Genomic DNA, 17774 nt, shown 5'->3' with positions numbered 1-17774 from the left:
GGTATGAGTAAAATTCGAGTGCATGAATATGCGAAAAAACATAATATCTCAAGTAAAGATCTTATGACAAAACTAAAAGAAATGAATATCGAGGTTTCGAATCATATGACAATGTTAGACGATGAAGTAGTAAACAAATTAGATAATGAGTATCAAGCTGAAAAACCTTCTGTTGCAGATGAGTTTGAAGTAGAAGAAAAAGTTGTTCGTAGTAAAAAGAACAGCAATAAGAAAAAGAAAAAAGGCAAAGGAAACGAAGACAAGCGTCAAGAGAACTTTGCTGGAAGACAACAAACACAAACTGTAGAAACACCAGATAAAATTACTTTCTCTGGAAGCCTTACAGTAGGTGATCTTGCTAAGAAATTAAGCAAAGAGCCATCTGAAATTATTAAGAAGCTCTTCATGCTTGGAATTATGGCAACAATTAACCAAGACTTAGATAAAGACACAATTGAGTTAATTGCTAACGACTACGGTATTGAAGTAGAAGAAGAAGTAATTGTCAGCGAGACTGAGTTTGAAACATTTATCGATGAGCAAGATGATGAAGAGAACTTAAAAGAGCGTCCAGCTGTAGTTACAATCATGGGACACGTTGACCATGGTAAAACAACATTACTTGACTCTATCCGTAACTCTAAAGTAACTGCTGGCGAAGCAGGTGGAATTACTCAGCATATTGGTGCATACCAAGTTGAAGTAAATGACAAGAAGATTACATTCTTAGATACACCTGGTCACGCGGCGTTTACAACGATGCGTGCTCGTGGTGCACAAGTAACGGATATTACAATCCTTGTTGTTGCAGCTGATGACGGTGTTATGCCACAAACAGTTGAAGCAATTAACCATGCGAAAGCAGCAGGAGTACCAATTATTGTTGCTGTGAATAAAATGGATAAACCAGCTGCGAATCCTGATCGCGTAATGCAAGAACTAACAGAATATGAATTAGTTCCAGAAGCATGGGGTGGAGATACAATCTTCGTACCAATCTCAGCGATTCAAGGCGAAGGAATTGACAACTTACTAGAAATGATTCTTCTTGTAAGTGAAGTAGAAGAATATAAAGCAAATCCAAACCGCTATGCAACTGGTACTGTAATTGAAGCACAGCTTGATAAAGGTAAAGGAACTATCGCGACATTACTTGTTCAAAACGGTACGCTTCGAGTTGGAGACCCAATCGTTGTTGGTACTTCATTCGGACGTGTTCGTGCAATGGTAAGTGATATTGGTCGTCGTGTAAAAGTTGCTGGTCCATCAACTCCTGTTGAAATTACAGGTTTAAACGAAGTACCACAAGCGGGAGATCGTTTCATGGCATTCGCTGATGAGAAGAAAGCTCGTCAAATCGGTGAATCACGTGCACAAGAAGCGTTACTTGCTCAACGTGGTGAAAAATCTAAATTAAGCCTTGAAGATTTATTCCAACAAATCCAAGAGGGCGATGTAAAAGAAATTAACTTAATTGTGAAAGCAGACGTACAAGGTTCTGTAGAAGCAATGGCAGCATCACTTCGTAAAATTGATGTTGAAGGTGTTAAAGTTAAAATTATCCATACAGGCGTAGGTGCGATTACAGAATCTGATATCATTTTAGCTTCTGCATCTAATGCAATTGTAATTGGATTTAACGTACGCCCAGATGTGAATGCGAAGCGTACAGCTGAATTAGAGAACGTTGATATTCGTTTACACCGTATTATTTATAAAGTAATCGAAGAGATCGAAGCAGCGATGCAAGGTATGTTAGATCCAGAATTCGAAGAAAAAGTAATCGGTCAAGCAGAAGTACGTCAAACGTTTAAAGTAACAAAAGTTGGAACAATCGCAGGTTGTTACGTAACAGACGGTAAAATTACACGTGATAGTGGCGTGCGTATTATCCGTGATGGCGTAGTAATTTTCGAAGGACAACTTGATACGTTAAAACGTTTCAAAGACGACGTAAAAGAAGTTGCACAAAACTATGAGTGTGGTATTACAATTGAGCGATATAATGATCTTAAAGAAGGGGACATTATTGAAGCATACATTATGGAAGAAGTGAAGCGATGATAATCGCTTCACTCTCATTCGAGTGTATGATTTACGATGTGCATTCTTTAAAAGAGAAACGAGCAATTTTGCAACGGGTGCTAACTCGAGTGAAGCAGCGTTATAACGTAGCTGTTTCAGAAGTAGGGCATCAAGATGTATGGCAACGTACGGAAATTGCAATTGTTTCTGTATCCTCTAATCGTGTTATTTGTGAAAAAGAAATGAATCGTGTACTTGAGTACATCGATTCATTTCCTGAAATTGAACGTACGATAACACAATTGGAATGGTATTGAATGAGGTGAAGAGTTATGAAATTACGTGCAAACCGTGTAGGCGAGCAAATGAAAAAAGAATTAGGCGACATCATCAGTCGTAAAATTAAAGATCCACGTGTCGGATTTGTTACTGTAACAGATGTACAAGTGAGTGGAGATTTACAAATTGCTACAGTGTATATTTCTGTTTTAGGTGATGAAGAACAGAAAGAAAGTACACTAAAAGGTTTAGCGAAGGCAAAAGGCTTCATTCGTTCAGAAATTGGCCAACGTATTCGTCTTCGTAAAACACCTGAAATTTCCTTTGAATTTGATGAGTCTATCGGATATGGTCATCGAATTGATACACTTTTACATCAAATTAATAAAGACGGTAAACGTGAAGAATAATGGATAGACATTTGTCTATCCATTTTTTCAATGTAAAATAAGTTTTAGGTAATGATTATGAAAGAATTACGATGAGGTGAACATATATGGAAGGTGTAGTATTATTACATAAGCCAAAAGGCATGACATCACACGATTGTGTATTTAAATTAAGAAAGATATTGCGTGAAAAACGAATTGGTCATACAGGAACATTAGATCCAGATGTAACAGGAGTATTGCCGATTTGTGTTGGGCGAGCAACAAAGATTGCACAATTTTTAACAAGTGAAACGAAAACATATGAAGGTGAAGTGACATTAGGATTTTCAACAACAACTGAAGATGCTTCTGGTGAAGTTGTGGAAACGAAACATGTAGATCGTGTTATTACTCGTAAAGAAGTGGAAGAGGTTCTTGCGGCATTAACAGGTACGATTGAGCAAATGCCTCCGATGTTTTCGGCTGTAAAAGTTAACGGAAAAAAATTATATGAATATGCAAGAGCAGGACAAGAGGTTGAACGTCCAGTTCGTACAATTACAATTCATGAATTTGTATTACTAGATGACCGTGAAGTGTTTGAAGGAGAAAATATTTCATTCCGTTTCCGTGTAACGTGTAGTAAAGGAACATATGTAAGAACGTTAGCCGTAATGATTGGTGAAAAACTTGGTTTTCCATCCCATATGTCTCACCTTGTAAGAACAGCTTCGGGTGAATTTTTATTAGAAGATTGCATATCATTTGAAGAAATTGAAGAAAACGTGCAAAATGAAACAGTAGAGTCTATCTTCATTTCAATTGATGAAGCATTAAGTAAATTCCCAAAAATGGTTGTAGATGAAAAGCAAGCAGAAAAAATAAAAAATGGTATGTTCTTAAAAAATGAATCGCAAATAACGGCGCCATTTATAACAGTGTTTGATAAAAACGATCGCTGCCTTGCAATTTATGAGCACCATCCAAAACACCCTGGTATGCTAAAGCCGATGAAAGTACTTGTGAATAATCAAGAACTAAAGCTATAATGAATTATTGGAAGGATTATTACAGAAAAAGGTGAATTCAAGCGTGAAACTTATTCATTTAACTCATCCACATGAACAAAATAAATTAGAATTACCACCTACTGTAATGGCATTAGGATTTTTTGATGGCATTCATTTAGGACATCAATGTGTGATTCGAACTGCGAAACAAATAGCGGATGAACGAGGATATAAAAGTGCAGTGATGACATTTTATCCGCATCCATCTGTTGTTTTAGGTAAAAAAGAAGCGCATGCCGAGTATATTACACCGATGTGTGATAAAGAAAAAATAGTCGAGAGTTTAGGTATCGATATATTATATGTTGTTAAATTTGATGAATCATTTGCAGGCTTATTGCCACAACAATTTGTAGATGATTATATTATTGGTTTAAATGTAAAGCATGTAGTAGCAGGATTTGATTATTCATATGGACGTTTAGGAAAAGGAAAGATGGAGACTTTACCATTTCATGCAAGAGGGGAGTTTACACAGACTGTGATTGAAAAAGTTGAATTTCAAGAAGAGAAAGTAAGTTCTACAGCATTACGAAAGTTAATTCGAAATGGCGAAATGGAGCAAATTCCATCTATTTTAGGTAGAGCATATACAGTAGCGGGAACGGTTGTACACGGTGATAAACGTGGACGTCAAATTGGTTTCCCCACAGCTAATGTAGGTTTAAGTGATGAGTATCTATTACCACCTGTAGGTGTTTATGCAGTGAGATTACAAGTTCACGATGAATGGTACGATGGTGTATGTAATATTGGATATAAACCAACCTTTAAAGAAGATGAGCGCCAACTATCCATTGAAGTGCACTTATTTGAATTTAACAAAGACATATATGATCAAAATGTTACAGTAGAGTGGCATATGCGTATAAGAGAAGAGAAGAAATTCAATGGCATCGATGAGTTAGTTGAACAAATCGCAAAAGATAAGAAAACAGCACAAGAATATTTTGCGAACGAAAATAATATACTTGCTTTTTCAAATGAAAAGTAGTATTCTATGTTATGTACTTTATGACAACCATTGCTTGGCATTGCGACTCACCGACGCTTGCTAGGTAATCGGGGGTTTAATTAATAGGAGGTGAAATAGGATGGCTTTAACACAAGAGCGTAAAAATGAAATCATTGCACAATTTAGAACTCATGAGACTGATACTGGTTCTCCAGAGGTTCAAATTGCTGTCCTAACGGAGCAAATTAACACTCTAAACGAGCACTTACGTACTCACAAGAAAGATCATCATTCACGTCGTGGTCTATTAAAGATGGTTGGTAAACGTCGTAACTTACTAACTTACCTTCGTAATAGCGATATCACACGTTACCGTGAATTAATCACAAAGCTTGGCTTACGTCGATAGTCAAAGAAGCGGGAATATTCCCGCTTTTTTGTTAGGTAAAAATATATCTTCTACTCTTTATAGCTTACTTCATTTTCGGTAATACTAGAGGTAGAATATTGTGATATACTATCCATTTACATAGAAGAATTGAATACTTTAAATTGAGAGGGGTACTTAAATGAGTCAAGAAAAGCAAGTCTTCTCGATAGATTTAGCTGGTCGCCAGCTAACAGTTGAAACAGGTCAGCTTGCAAAGCAAGCGAACGGAGCAGTATTAGTAAGATATGGCGATACAGCGGTTCTATCTACAGCAACTGCATCAAAAGAAGCAAAAAATGTAGATTTCTTCCCACTTACAGTAAACTATGAAGAGCGTTTATATGCAGTCGGAAAAATTCCTGGCGGTTTCATTAAACGTGAAGGTCGTCCAAGTGAAAAAGCAATTTTGGCAAGTCGTTTAATCGACCGTCCAATTCGTCCACTTTTCGCAGATGGTTTCCGTAACGAAGTACAAGTTGTCAGCATCGTAATGAGTGTTGATCAAGATTGTTCTTCTGAAATGGCAGCTATGCTTGGTTCTTCATTAGCGTTATCGATTTCAGACATTCCATTTGAAGGTCCGATCGCGGGTGCAACAGTTGGTCGTATTAACGGCGAATTCGTTATCAACCCAACAGTAGAACAGCAAGAACAAAGTGATATTCACCTTGTTGTAGCTGGTACGAAAGATGCAATTAACATGGTTGAAGCAGGAGCAGATCAAGTGCCTGAGGAAACAATGTTAGAAGCAATTATGTTTGGCCATGACGAAATTAAACGTCTAATTGCATTCCAAGAAGAGATTGTACAAGCTGTAGGTAAAGAGAAATCAGAAGTGAAACTTTATGAAGTTGACGCTGATCTTAACCAAGCTGTACGTGAAATGGCTGAGAAGGATATGCATTCTGCAATTCAAGTACATGAGAAACATGCACGTGAAGATGCAATTAACGAAGTGAAAAAGCGTGTAATTGAGCATTACGAAGCGCAAGAAGCTGATGCTGATACATTAGGACAAGTAAATGAGATTTTATATAAAATTGTAAAAGAAGAAGTACGTCGTCTTATTACAGTTGAGAAAATCCGCCCAGATGGCCGTAAAGGTGACGAAATCCGTCCATTAGCATCAGAGGTTGGCATTTTATCTCGTACACACGGTTCTGGTTTATTCACACGTGGACAAACACAAGCATTAAGTATTTGTACATTAGGCGCATTAGGCGATGTGCAAATTTTAGATGGCCTTGGTGTAGAAGAATCAAAACGCTTTATGCACCATTACAATTTCCCATCATTTAGTGTTGGTGAAACAAGACCGATGCGTGGACCAGGTCGTCGTGAAATTGGTCACGGTGCACTAGGAGAACGTGCTCTTGAGCCTGTAATTCCGTCTGAAAAAGATTTCCCATACACAGTACGTCTTGTATCTGAAGTATTAGAATCAAATGGTTCTACTTCACAAGCAAGTATTTGTGGTAGTACTTTAGCAATGATGGATGCTGGTGTTCCACTTAAAGCTCCAGTTGCAGGTATTGCAATGGGCCTAGTTAAATCAGGTGAGCATTACACAATTTTAACTGATATTCAAGGTATGGAAGATCATTTAGGTGATATGGACTTTAAAGTAGCAGGTACAGCACACGGTGTAACTGCACTACAAATGGACATTAAAATCGATGGTCTATCTCGTGAAATTTTAGAAGAGGCATTACAACAAGCGAAAGTTGGTCGTATGCACATTCTAGATCATATGTTATCTGTAATTGCAGAGCCACGCACTGAATTATCAGCGTACGCTCCAAAGATTATTACAATGACAATTAACCCAGATAAAATCCGTGACGTTATCGGACCAAGCGGTAAACAAATCAATAAAATTATTGAAGAAACTGGCGTTAAAATTGACATTGAGCAAGATGGTACAGTATTCATTTCTTCAATAAATCAAGAAATGAACGACAAAGCTAAGAAAATTATCGAGGATATCGTTCGCGAAGTACAAGTAGGTGAAATCTACGAAGGAAAAGTGAAACGTGTTGAGAAATTCGGTGCTTTCGTTGAATTATTCAGCGGTAAAGATGGATTAGTTCACATTTCTGAACTTGCACTTGAGCGTGTAGGTAAAGTAGAAGACGTTGTGAAAATCGGTGATGTAATTACAGTTAAAGTTATCGAGATTGACAAGCAAGGTCGCGTGAATTTATCTAGAAAAGTATTGCTAAAAGAAGAGCAAGAAAAAGAAGCTGCTAAAGAAGAAAACAAACAAGAGCAGCAATAAGCAAAAGCCAGTTTAACTGGCTTTTTTTGTTATGTAAAAATATGATTTGCATATATTTTTATGTCAGTATAGGTATAGTTTTCATTATAACGCTCAAATTAACAAAGATAAGAAGGAAAATGGTTTTTTATATAGTTAATGGGAGGGTTTATATGAAAACTCGTATATTGGCATACATATGTATATTCTTTTTATATGTCAGTGCAGGTTCTTATTCTGTTTTTGCACAGGATCACTTATATGAAGAAATTCAAAAGCATGCAAAACAATATGAGATTGCACCGCAAAATGCGATGATTGATAAGATATGGAAAGCAACACCAGGATATAATGGAAGACAAGTTGATATGGAAGCATCCTATAACAATATGAAGAAATTAAAGCAGTTTGATCAAAAACATCTTGAATTCAAGGAAGTATCACCGAGTGTCCACTTAGAAGATTTATCACCAGCACCAATTTATAGAGGTCATCCGGATAAAAAGATGGTCGGGTTAACAATAAATGTGGCATGGGGAAATGAGTATTTGCCTCGTATATTAGAAATATTGAAAAAACATGATGTGAAGGCGACTTTCTTTTTAGAAGGACGTTGGGTGAAAGAAAATTTACGATTTGCAAAAATGATTGTCGATGCAAATCAAGAAGTTGGAAATCATTCTTACACACACCCTAATATGAAAACGTTATCGTCTGATGAAATAAGAGATCAGTTACAAAAAACAAATCGAATGATCGAAGCAGCTACGAATCAAAAGGTAAGATGGTTTGCACCGCCGAGTGGAAGTTTTCGGGATGAAGTCGTGAAAATTGCAGATGATTTTCAAATGGGAACGATTATGTGGACTGTTGATACAATTGATTGGAAGCGACCTGAGCCAGGTGTACTATTGCAGAGAGTAATGAGAAAAATACATCCAGGTGCTATCGTATTAATGCATCCTACTTCGTCCACAACAGAAGCATTAGATACAATGATTACAAAATTGAAGGAACAAGGATATAAAGTAGGGAATATAACAGAATTACTGGATGAAAAACGTGTAGATTAAATACATTTGCATGACATTCATCCTTAAACTTGTTATCATTAAATAATAGCATTTATTTAGAGAAACTGGCAGTAGGAGGAAAGTTTTTGATTAAAAAATATACTTGTAAAAATGGTGTAAGAATAGTTATGGAGAATATACCAACTGTAAGATCGGTTGCGATTGGTATTTGGATCCATGCAGGATCAAGAAATGAAAATGAAAAAAATAACGGGATTTCTCACTTTTTAGAGCATATGTTCTTTAAAGGAACAGAAACACGTAGTGCACGTGAAATTGCAGAATCATTTGATAGCATTGGTGGGCAAGTGAATGCTTTTACTTCAAAAGAATACACTTGTTACTATGCAAAAGTGCTAGACGAGCATGCTAAATATGCTTTAGATGTATTAGCAGATATGTTCTTTAATTCAACATTTGATGAAGAAGAACTGAAAAAAGAGAAGAATGTCGTATGTGAAGAAATTAAAATGTACGAAGATGCTCCAGATGATATTGTGCATGATATGTTAACGAAAGCAACATATGAAACGCATCCGCTTGGATATCCTATTTTAGGAACAGAAGAAACGCTTAATACGTTTACAGGTGATACGCTACGTCAATATATTAAGGATCATTACACACCTGAAAATGTAGTTGTATCAATTGCAGGAAATATTGATGAAGCCTTTTTACAAACAGTAGAGCAATATTTCGGTAGTTATGAAGGAACGACAAACCGTGAACAAGTACATAGCCCAATTTTCCATTTTAATAAGGTAGCACGTAAAAAGGAAACAGAACAAGCTCATTTATGTTTAGGATATAAAGGCTTACAAATGGGACACGAAGATATTTATAACTTAATTGTATTAAATAACGTTTTAGGCGGTAGTATGAGTAGCCGTTTATTCCAAGAAGTACGTGAGCAACGCGGGTTAGCTTACTCAGTATTTTCTTACCATTCTTCTTATGAAGATACAGGTATGTTAACGCTCTATGGTGGAACAGGTAGCCAACAATTAGATACACTGTATGAAACAATGCAAGAAACATTAGAAACATTGAAAAATACAGGTATTACAGAAAAAGAGCTTATGAATAGTAAAGAACAATTAAAAGGAAACTTAATGTTAAGTTTAGAAAGTACGAATAGTCGTATGAGCCGTAATGGTAAAAATGAATTGCTACTTCGTAAGCACCGTTCACTTGATGAGATTATTGAAAGTGTAAACACTGTAACGAAAGAAAATGTAGATGAGTTAATTCGTAACATGTTTACAGATGAATTTTCTGCAGCATTAATTAGTCCAGATGGAAAACTTCCAAAAGGAATAAAACTGTAATTAATATATATGATTTAAAAATAACCGTATCTCTTTTAAATGAGATACGGTTATTTTTTGTGGGTATATAGAATAGGTACTAATTATGGATAACTTAAATGAATAATTTGGGTAGGGGGAGAGAGTATGCGATTAAGTGAACTAAGTGGGAAAGAAATTGTTAATTTAGAAAGAGCAGAAAAAATGGGGGTTTTAGGTTATGTGGATTTAGAGATTGATGAGAAGGATGGACAAATACAGGCTCTTATTATACCTGCTGGGAAATGGGGAGGTTTTAAAAAGGAACCACAAGAAATAAGAGTAGCATGGAGTCAAATAAAAAAAGTGGGTCATGATATGATTCTTTGCGATATTACAGATCGTTCAAATTCGAAGTGAAAGATGGCCATTTTGGTCATCTTTTTTTGTTCATTTTACTCAGAGCAAAATCCAACAGAATATCTTTTCCTATGCCGAATTTTGAGGTAGGGCCTTCCCACATACAAATAGCGGGATACATGATAGGTGCTTTTTGTTTTTCAATCACCTAAAACTCGTACATTACATATGATGTGGAGGAAAAAGAAAAAGTAGGCACTTTTCTTATAAATGACAGAAAAAGAAGGTGAATTAGGGAATGTTGACTGAGATGCATATTGCTGTCATAGGAGGAGATGCAAGACAGCTAGAAGTAATTCGCAAGCTCGTTGAATTGGATGCGAAACTTTCATTGATAGGGTTTGATCAGTTAGACCATGGCTTCACAGGGGCAGCAAAAGAAAGTATACAAAATTTAGATTTCACTTCTGTAGATGCAATTATTTTGCCAGTTGCAGGTACAAATGCCAAGGGAGAAGTAGATACTATTTTTTCAAACGAAAAAGTTTCTATAACGAAAGAACAAATTGAAAATACACCAGAACATTTTACTATATATTCAGGTATTGGTACGCCTTACTTGGAAAATCTCGTATCTACTACAAACCGTAAACTAATTAAATTATTTGATCGTGATGATGTGGCAATCTACAATTCTATACCAACTGTAGAAGGTACATTAATGATGGTAATTCAACATACCGACTATACAATTCATGGTTCTAATGTAATGGTTTTAGGATTTGGTAGAACAGGGATGAGCGTTGCCAGAGCATTTCAATCATTAGGAGCCCATGTCAAAGTTGGAGCAAGACGATCGGAACATATTGCACGTATTACAGAAATGATGTTTTCTCCTTTTCATATGCAGGACATTGAGAAAGAAGTAGGGGATATCGATATTGTCATTAATACAATTCCGCATCTCGTTGTGACAGCAAATGTCATTTCAAAAATGCCGGCCCATACGTTAGTAATTGATTTAGCTTCTAAACCAGGTGGTACCGACTTTAGATATGCGGAAAAAAGGGGAGTTAAAGCGCTGTTAGCACCTGGATTACCAGGTATTGTTGCTCCAAAAACAGCAGGACAAATTTTAGCGAACGTTCTTTCTCAGTTATTAGCAGAAGATGTAATTGCAAGAAAGGAGAATGGGGAATGAATTTAAAAGGGAAAAGAATAGGGTTTGGTTTTACTGGTTCACACTGTACGTACGAAGAAGTAATGCCTCATTTAGAAAAGTTAATTGCTGAGGGAGCTGAAGTGCGTCCAGTTGTTTCTTACACTGTTCAATCAACAAATACGAGATTTGGAGAAGGGGCAGAGTGGATTAAAAAGATTGAAGAAGTAACAGGTTTTAAAGCGATTAATTCAATCGTTGGCGCAGAACCACTAGGACCTAAAATTCCACTAGATTGTATGGTAATTGCACCACTAACAGGAAATTCTATGAGTAAATTTGCTAATGCAATGACAGACTCTCCGGTATTAATGGCAGCGAAAGCGACGCTAAGAAATGGTAAGCCCGTCGTATTGGCTGTTTCGACGAATGATGCGTTGGGACTTAATGGGGTAAATCTCATGCGCCTAATGGCCACAAAAAACATCTACTTCGTCCCATTCGGTCAAGACGCACCAGAGAAAAAACCAAATTCAATGGTAGCTCGCATGGAGTTACTGGAAGATACAGTATTAGAAGCGCTGCAAGGGAAGCAATTGCAACCGGTTGTCGTAGAAAAATTCAGATATATGAATTAAAAAACGAAAAAAAACGGACAATTTTCGATGAAACCATCATTCTTACTGTAGAATATGATAAAATTAACGTTATTAAGATTAGAAGGGGTATTGTATACTCCTTCTCATTCTAAGTTATAGAAGGATTGGTATCTAGAAAGGGGCATAGTGATGGAAAAGCAAAAAACTTTTCATGTCGCTGTAGTTGGAGCAACCGGCGCAGTTGGTGAACAAATGTTAAATACTTTAGAGAAACGAGAATTTCCAATTGGGAAGTTAACGTTACTTTCATCTAAACGATCTGCAGGTAAGAAACTTGTATTTAAAGGCGAAGAATTTACAGTTCAAGAGGCAACTCCTGAAAGTTTTGAAGGAGTAGATATCGCATTATTTAGTGCTGGTGGATCTGTATCAAAACAATTAGCGCCAGAAGCAGCAAAGCGCGGTGCGATTGTTGTTGATAATACAAGTGCATTCCGTATGACAGAAAACGTGCCACTTGTTGTACCTGAAGTAAATGAAAACGACTTAAAAGAACATAACGGTATTATTGCAAATCCAAACTGTTCTACAATTCAAATGGTAGTAGCTCTTGAGCCAGTTCGTCAGCAATATGGTTTAAAACGAGTAATCGTTTCCACATATCAAGCTGTATCAGGTGCTGGTGCGGCAGCGATTGAAGAACTTCATGAACAATCACAAGCAATCTTAAATGGTGAAGAAGTAAAGGCGAATGTTTTACCTGTATCAGGTGATAAGAAACATTTCCCGATTGCTTTCAACGCGATTCCACAGATTGATAAGTTCCAAGATAATGGATTTACATTTGAAGAAATGAAAATGATTAATGAAACGAAAAAAATTATGCATATGCCAGAGCTAGAAGTAGCGGCAACATGTGTACGTTTACCAGTTGTATCAGGTCACTCTGAGTCTGTTTACATTGAAGTAGAAAAAGAAGGCGTAACAGTAGAGGAATTAAAGAACTTACTTGCAAATGCGGAAGGTATCGTTCTGCAAGATAACCCAGAAGAGCAATTATATCCAATGCCAGCTACTGCAGTAGGTAAAAACGAAGTATTCGTTGGAAGAATCCGTAAAGATTTAAATAACGATAAAGGATTCCATCTTTGGGTCGTATCTGATAACTTATTAAAAGGCGCTGCATGGAATTCTGTTCAAATTGCAGAGCGCTTAGTAAAATTACAATTAGTGTAAACGGCTAAGAGAAGGTGCAAAATATGAAAATTATTGTTCAAAAATTTGGTGGCACATCTGTACGTGATGAAAATGGACGTAAGCATGCGCTTCATCATATAAAAAAATCGCTAGATGCGGGTTATAAAGTAGTTACAGTCGTATCTGCTATGGGCCGTAAAGGTGAACCATATGCAACTGATACGTTGTTAAGTCTTGTAAATCAAGAGGAATCTCACATTTCTAATCGTGAGCAAGATTTATTATTATCATGCGGAGAATTAATCTCAGCAATCGTTTTCTCTAACATGTTAAATGAGAACGGTATAAAAGCGGCAGCATTAAATGGTGCACAAGCTGGTTTTGTAACAAATGATGATTTTACAAATGCTAAGATTATTGAAATGAATTGTGATCGTATACACGAAGAGCTAGAAAATGTAGATGTAATCGTTGTGACAGGATTCCAAGGACAAACGAAAAAAGGTGATACGACAACACTTGGACGCGGAGGTAGTGATACTTCAGCTTCAGCTTTAGGTGTTGCGCTTCATGCTGAATATATCGATATCTTCACAGATGTAGAAGGTGTGATGACTGCGGATCCTCGCATTGTAAAAGATGCACGTCATCTTCAAACTGTAACGTATAACGAAATTTGTAACATGGCATACCAAGGTGCAAAAGTCGTTCATCCACGTGCAGTTGAAATTGCGATGCATGCAAAAGTACCGCTTCGTGTACGTTCTACGTACTCTGATAGTGAAGGCACGCTTATTTCAGCATCTGACGGCGCTACAAAAGGCCGTGATGTAGAAGAACGTCCTGTTACAGGTATTGCACATGTATCAAATGTGACGCAAATTAAAGTACTTGCAAAAGAAACAGCATATGATTTGCAGCAGCATGTGTTTAAAGAAATGGCGAATGAAGGAATCAGTGTCGATTTAATTAACATTTCACCTACTGGGGTAGCTTATACGGTGAGTGATAATGTATCAAATCGTGCAGTTGAACTATTACAAAACCTTGGATATGAGCCAATTGTGACAGAGCATTGTGCGAAAGTATCTATTGTAGGAGCTGGAATGGCAGGATACCCAGGGGTTACTGCGAAAATCGTTACAGCTTTAGCTGAAAAAGGTATTCAAATTCTGCAATCAGCAGATAGTCATACAACTATTTGGGTTCTTGTAAAAGAAACTGATTTAGTGGAGGCTGTAAATGCATTACATAGTGCGTTTGAGCTTTCAAAAGAAAAGCAACTGGAACAATAAGGAGTGAGACCATGATAGATTTTGGGACAATTGCAACCGCGATGGTAACACCGTTTGATATAAACGGCAATATCGATTTTGCAAAGACAACGAAATTGGTAAATTATTTAATTGATAACGGTACAACAGCAATCGTGGTAGGAGGAACGACAGGAGAATCTCCTACATTAACTTCAGAAGAAAAAGTAGCGTTATATCGCCATGTCGTATCTGTTGTCGATAAAAGGGTGCCCGTAATCGCTGGAACAGGTAGCAATAATACGCATGCTTCTATTGACTTAACGAAAAAAGCAACAGAGGTTGGTGTTGATGCAGTAATGCTAGTAGCACCGTATTATAACAAACCGAGTCAAGAAGGAATGTATCAGCACTTTAAAGCAATTGCTGAAAGCACGCCACTTCCGGTTATGCTATATAACGTTCCAGGACGATCTATTGTACAAATCTCCGTTGATACAGTTGTTCGTTTATCAGAAATAGAAAACATTGTTGCGATTAAAGATGCAGGCGGCGATGTGTTAACAATGACAGAAATCATTGAAAAAACAGCGGACGACTTTGCAGTATACAGCGGTGATGACGGTTTAACGTTACCAGCTATGGCAGTTGGAGCGAAAGGTATCGTTTCTGTAGCATCTCATGTTATCGGAAATGAAATGCAAGAAATGATTGCAGCATTCCAAGCAGGTGAATTTAAGAAGGCGCAAAAATTACATCAATTACTTGTAAGAGTAACGGATTCATTATTTATGGCGCCAAGCCCAACACCAGTAAAAACAGCATTACAAATGGTTGGATTAGATGTAGGTTCTGTACGTTTACCACTTCTTCCGTTAACAGAAGAAGAGAGAGTAACGTTACAATCTGTTATGCAATCTATCCCTCGTTAATAAAAAATGACCTAGTGTAGAACTAGGTCATTTTTTATTTGTATGAAAGTCTTTCCCTCTCTTTTCTTATCTTACCTATATATGTTTTTATAAGATCATTAACTGGTTTTTCATTATATATTGCAACATGTAAAAGAAAATAATCGTAACTCTTTAAAGGAATTAAAAAGTCATAGTTATTTATAGAATGAACGCTTATATAAACGTAATAAAGTACCAATTCTATTTTTGAGAGTAATTACTTCAAATATGACGTAATTCATAAAAAAACTCCATTTTATAAGTTTTTTTGTTCAATTCTAGAAAAATAAGTCTTGAAAATCTATATTATGAAATAAATTTAGAGTATTTATAGCTATTTCTTCAAAACGATATAGGGTACGAAATCGGAGTAAATATAAAGGACATCAGTTCGATAAGTTTGTTGGGAATGCGTTCTTTTCCTTTTTCTTTCGCACGATTTAACTTGTGTTCTATTTCTTGTATCAGGTATAATATGGCTAAGTAGCTTAGTACGGGTATGCTTAGCAAAATTGGTAAAAATTATAATTTGATTACATTTTCATATCATATCGAATAAGATATTTGATTTATATAATGAAAGAGAGGTGAAACCTGGTTTAAAAAATAAACAAGGACATGATATCGCATAACGGTAAGGACATTCGTCTTGGACGGTGAATATATGGTGGTTGTAGAGTTTCCCCTGGTGTCTCTGCAATTTTAGTGAAATCAGTGTTTGAAAGATTTTTAAACCAGGCAACAACATGAAGAGAAAAGAGAATGAGTCTGTTAAAGTATTTGCTCTTGGTGGAGTAGGTGAAATCGGGAAAAACATGTACTGTGTTGAAATTGATTCTGAAATCTTTATTGTAGATGCAGGGTTAATGTTCCCGGGAGATGAAATGTTTGGAATTGATATCGTTATTCCTGATATTACATATTTAGTAGAAAACCAAGAGCGAGTAAAAGGTTTATTTATTACTCACGGTCATGAAGATCATATTGGTGGCATTGTTTACGTACTTCGTAAATTATCAATTCCAGTGTATGCAACGAAATTAACGGTAGGACTTATACAAGAAAAACTTGGCGAAGCGGGTATGTTAGGCCGTGTAGATTTAAAAACAATCGATTCAAATTCAACAGTAGAATTTAATACTACAACGGTGTCGTTCTTTGGAACAACACATAGTATTCCAGATTCTGTTGGTGTTTGTTTCCATACATCAAAAGGTGCGATCGTATATACGGGAGACTTTAAATTCGATCAAACTCCAATTGGAAATAGTGGAGCAGACCTTGGGAAAATGGCTCAAATCGGAAATGAAGGCGTTCTATGCTTATTATCTGATAGTACAAATGCTGAGCGTCCAGGCTATACAGGTTCTGAAAAAGAAGTTGGTGTAGAAATTTCTAAAGTGTTCTACGGCGCAGAAGGACGTATTATCGTTGCTTCATTTGCATCGAATGTACATCGTATTCAACAAGTATTTGATGCAGCTGCTGAAACAGGACGAAAAGTAGCGGTTGTAGGACGTAGTATGGTGAAAGTGGTAGATATCGCAAGACGTCTTGGTTATTTAGATGTTCCAGAAGGTATGGTTATTTCACTACAAGAAGTAGACAATTTCCCAGAGAAAAAGGTAGCTATTTTAACGACAGGTAGCCAAGGTGAACCGATGGCAGCCCTTTCTAGAATGGCAAAGCAAGCTCATAAACAAATTTCAATTCGTAAAGGTGATACGGTTATTATCGCGGCATCTCCAATTCCAGGTAATGAAATATCTGTATCGAAAATTATTGATTTGTTATTTAGAGCGGGAGCTGAAGTTGTTTATTACGGTGAAAGAAAAGTTCACGTTTCAGGTCACGGTAGCCAAGAAGAATTAAAATTAATGTTAAATTTAATGAAACCGAAATATTTTGTACCCGTACATGGTGAGTTCCGTATGCAAAAAGCACATGCATACTTAGCTGAAGATGTAGGTATTGCAAGAGAAAATATCTTTATTGTAGAAAAAGGCGATGTAATTGGTTTTGGTGACGATGAAGCGAACTTAGTTGGCAAAGTGCAAGCTGGCAATGTGTTAATTGATGGATTAGGTGTAGGTGACGTTGGTAATATCGTTCTTCGAGATAGAAAAATGTTATCTCAAGATGGAATATTAGTAGTTGTTGTAACACTGGGTAAAGATGAAAAGAAAATTATCTCTGGTCCAGAAATCATTTCACGTGGATTTGTATATGTACGTGAATCAGAAGCGTTAATTGACCGTTCTACAGAGATTGTACGTATGATTGTTGAGCAATCAATTAAAGAATATTCAATTGAATGGTCTATGTTAAAACAAAATATTCGTGAATTATTAGGACAGTTCTTGTACGAAGAGACGAAGAGAAAACCTATGATTTTACCGATTATTATGGAAGTATAAAAAAGATCACCTTTACGGGTGATTTTTTTCTTTTTTCACTCTATCGAATGAAATTTATAACTTAAGAAATACTAATTATATACGAGTGAA

16 protein-coding genes are annotated in these 17774 nt (G+C 36.4%); all 16 read left to right on the top strand.

The genetic code is table 11. The features are described 5' to 3' along the window. Positions 1-3 precede the first annotated feature (3 nt). The 16 genes from infB (at position 4) to FH036_RS07715 (ending at position 17684) form a co-directional block, all read left to right on the top strand. Positions 4-2064, top strand: coding sequence for a translation initiation factor IF-2 (infB, locus tag FH036_RS07795; protein ID WP_000036341.1), 2061 nt, complete (start codon positions 4-6; stop codon positions 2062-2064). Further along, positions 2061-2342, top strand: a complete 282-nt coding sequence (locus FH036_RS07790; protein ID WP_000582364.1) for a DUF503 domain-containing protein — start codon at positions 2061-2063, stop codon at positions 2340-2342. Before infB ends, FH036_RS07790 begins: the two co-directional genes overlap by 4 nt. 15 nt (positions 2343-2357) lie before the next feature. Next, the gene (gene rbfA, locus FH036_RS07785; RefSeq protein WP_000776445.1) at positions 2358-2714 is read left to right on the top strand and encodes a 30S ribosome-binding factor RbfA; all 357 of its coding nucleotides are present in this window, start codon (positions 2358-2360) and stop codon (positions 2712-2714) included. A gap of 86 nt (positions 2715-2800) precedes the next feature. Beyond that, positions 2801-3724 (top strand): tRNA pseudouridine(55) synthase TruB, encoded by a 924-nt coding sequence (gene truB / locus FH036_RS07780; protein ID WP_000399340.1) that lies wholly within the window; start codon positions 2801-2803, stop codon positions 3722-3724. Positions 3725-3767: 43 nt separating this feature from the next. Further along, positions 3768-4739: a bifunctional riboflavin kinase/FAD synthetase gene (gene ribF / locus FH036_RS07775; protein ID WP_000766720.1), complete on the top strand. Its 972-nt coding sequence runs from the start codon at positions 3768-3770 to the stop codon at positions 4737-4739. A gap of 100 nt (positions 4740-4839) precedes the next feature. After that, positions 4840-5109, top strand: a complete 270-nt coding sequence (gene rpsO / locus FH036_RS07770) for a 30S ribosomal protein S15 (RefSeq protein ID WP_001229392.1) — start codon at positions 4840-4842, stop codon at positions 5107-5109. A 160-nt stretch (positions 5110-5269) separates the two neighbouring features. Then, positions 5270-7408 carry a polyribonucleotide nucleotidyltransferase gene (pnp, locus tag FH036_RS07765; protein WP_000076746.1) on the top strand — a complete coding sequence of 713 codons (2139 nt, stop codon included), beginning with the start codon at positions 5270-5272 and terminating at the stop codon, positions 7406-7408. Between the two features lie 152 nt (positions 7409-7560). After that, positions 7561-8460: a polysaccharide deacetylase family protein gene (locus FH036_RS07760; RefSeq protein WP_000857421.1), complete on the top strand. Its 900-nt coding sequence runs from the start codon at positions 7561-7563 to the stop codon at positions 8458-8460. An 86-nt stretch (positions 8461-8546) separates the two neighbouring features. Next, on the top strand, positions 8547-9788 hold the full coding sequence (locus FH036_RS07755) for a M16 family metallopeptidase (protein WP_000592994.1): 1242 nt from the start codon (positions 8547-8549) through the stop codon (positions 9786-9788). Between the two features lie 126 nt (positions 9789-9914). After that, the gene (locus FH036_RS07750) at positions 9915-10166 is read left to right on the top strand and encodes a YlmC/YmxH family sporulation protein (protein WP_001239750.1); all 252 of its coding nucleotides are present in this window, start codon (positions 9915-9917) and stop codon (positions 10164-10166) included. A gap of 238 nt (positions 10167-10404) precedes the next feature. After that, complete coding sequence (gene dpaA, locus FH036_RS07745) at positions 10405-11307, top strand: dipicolinic acid synthetase subunit A (protein WP_000954733.1); 903 nt, start codon at positions 10405-10407, stop codon at positions 11305-11307. After that, positions 11304-11903, top strand: a complete 600-nt coding sequence (dpaB, locus tag FH036_RS07740) for a dipicolinate synthase subunit B (RefSeq protein ID WP_001049480.1) — start codon at positions 11304-11306, stop codon at positions 11901-11903. Before dpaA ends, dpaB begins: the two co-directional genes overlap by 4 nt. A 150-nt stretch (positions 11904-12053) precedes the next feature. Beyond that, positions 12054-13100 carry an aspartate-semialdehyde dehydrogenase gene (gene asd / locus FH036_RS07735; RefSeq protein ID WP_000414848.1) on the top strand — a complete coding sequence of 349 codons (1047 nt, stop codon included), beginning with the start codon at positions 12054-12056 and terminating at the stop codon, positions 13098-13100. Between the two features lie 23 nt (positions 13101-13123). Then, a complete protein-coding gene (dapG, locus tag FH036_RS07730; protein ID WP_000692473.1) occupies positions 13124-14356 on the top strand; it encodes an aspartate kinase in 1233 nt (410 codons plus the stop codon). Between the two features lie 11 nt (positions 14357-14367). Beyond that, positions 14368-15246, top strand: coding sequence for a 4-hydroxy-tetrahydrodipicolinate synthase (dapA, locus tag FH036_RS07725; RefSeq protein WP_000564761.1), 879 nt, complete (start codon positions 14368-14370; stop codon positions 15244-15246). Positions 15247-16013: 767 nt separating this feature from the next. Next, positions 16014-17684 carry a ribonuclease J gene (locus FH036_RS07715; RefSeq protein WP_000823085.1) on the top strand — a complete coding sequence of 557 codons (1671 nt, stop codon included), beginning with the start codon at positions 16014-16016 and terminating at the stop codon, positions 17682-17684. Positions 17685-17774: the final 90 nt, after the last annotated feature.

Source organism: Bacillus sp. CD3-5 (assembly GCF_006349665.1).
In the GTDB taxonomy this organism is placed as follows: domain Bacteria; phylum Bacillota; class Bacilli; order Bacillales; family Bacillaceae_G; genus Bacillus_A; species Bacillus_A paranthracis.
The sequence above is the reverse complement of the archived record's forward strand: the minus strand, read 5'-3'. Positions and strand labels throughout refer to the sequence as shown.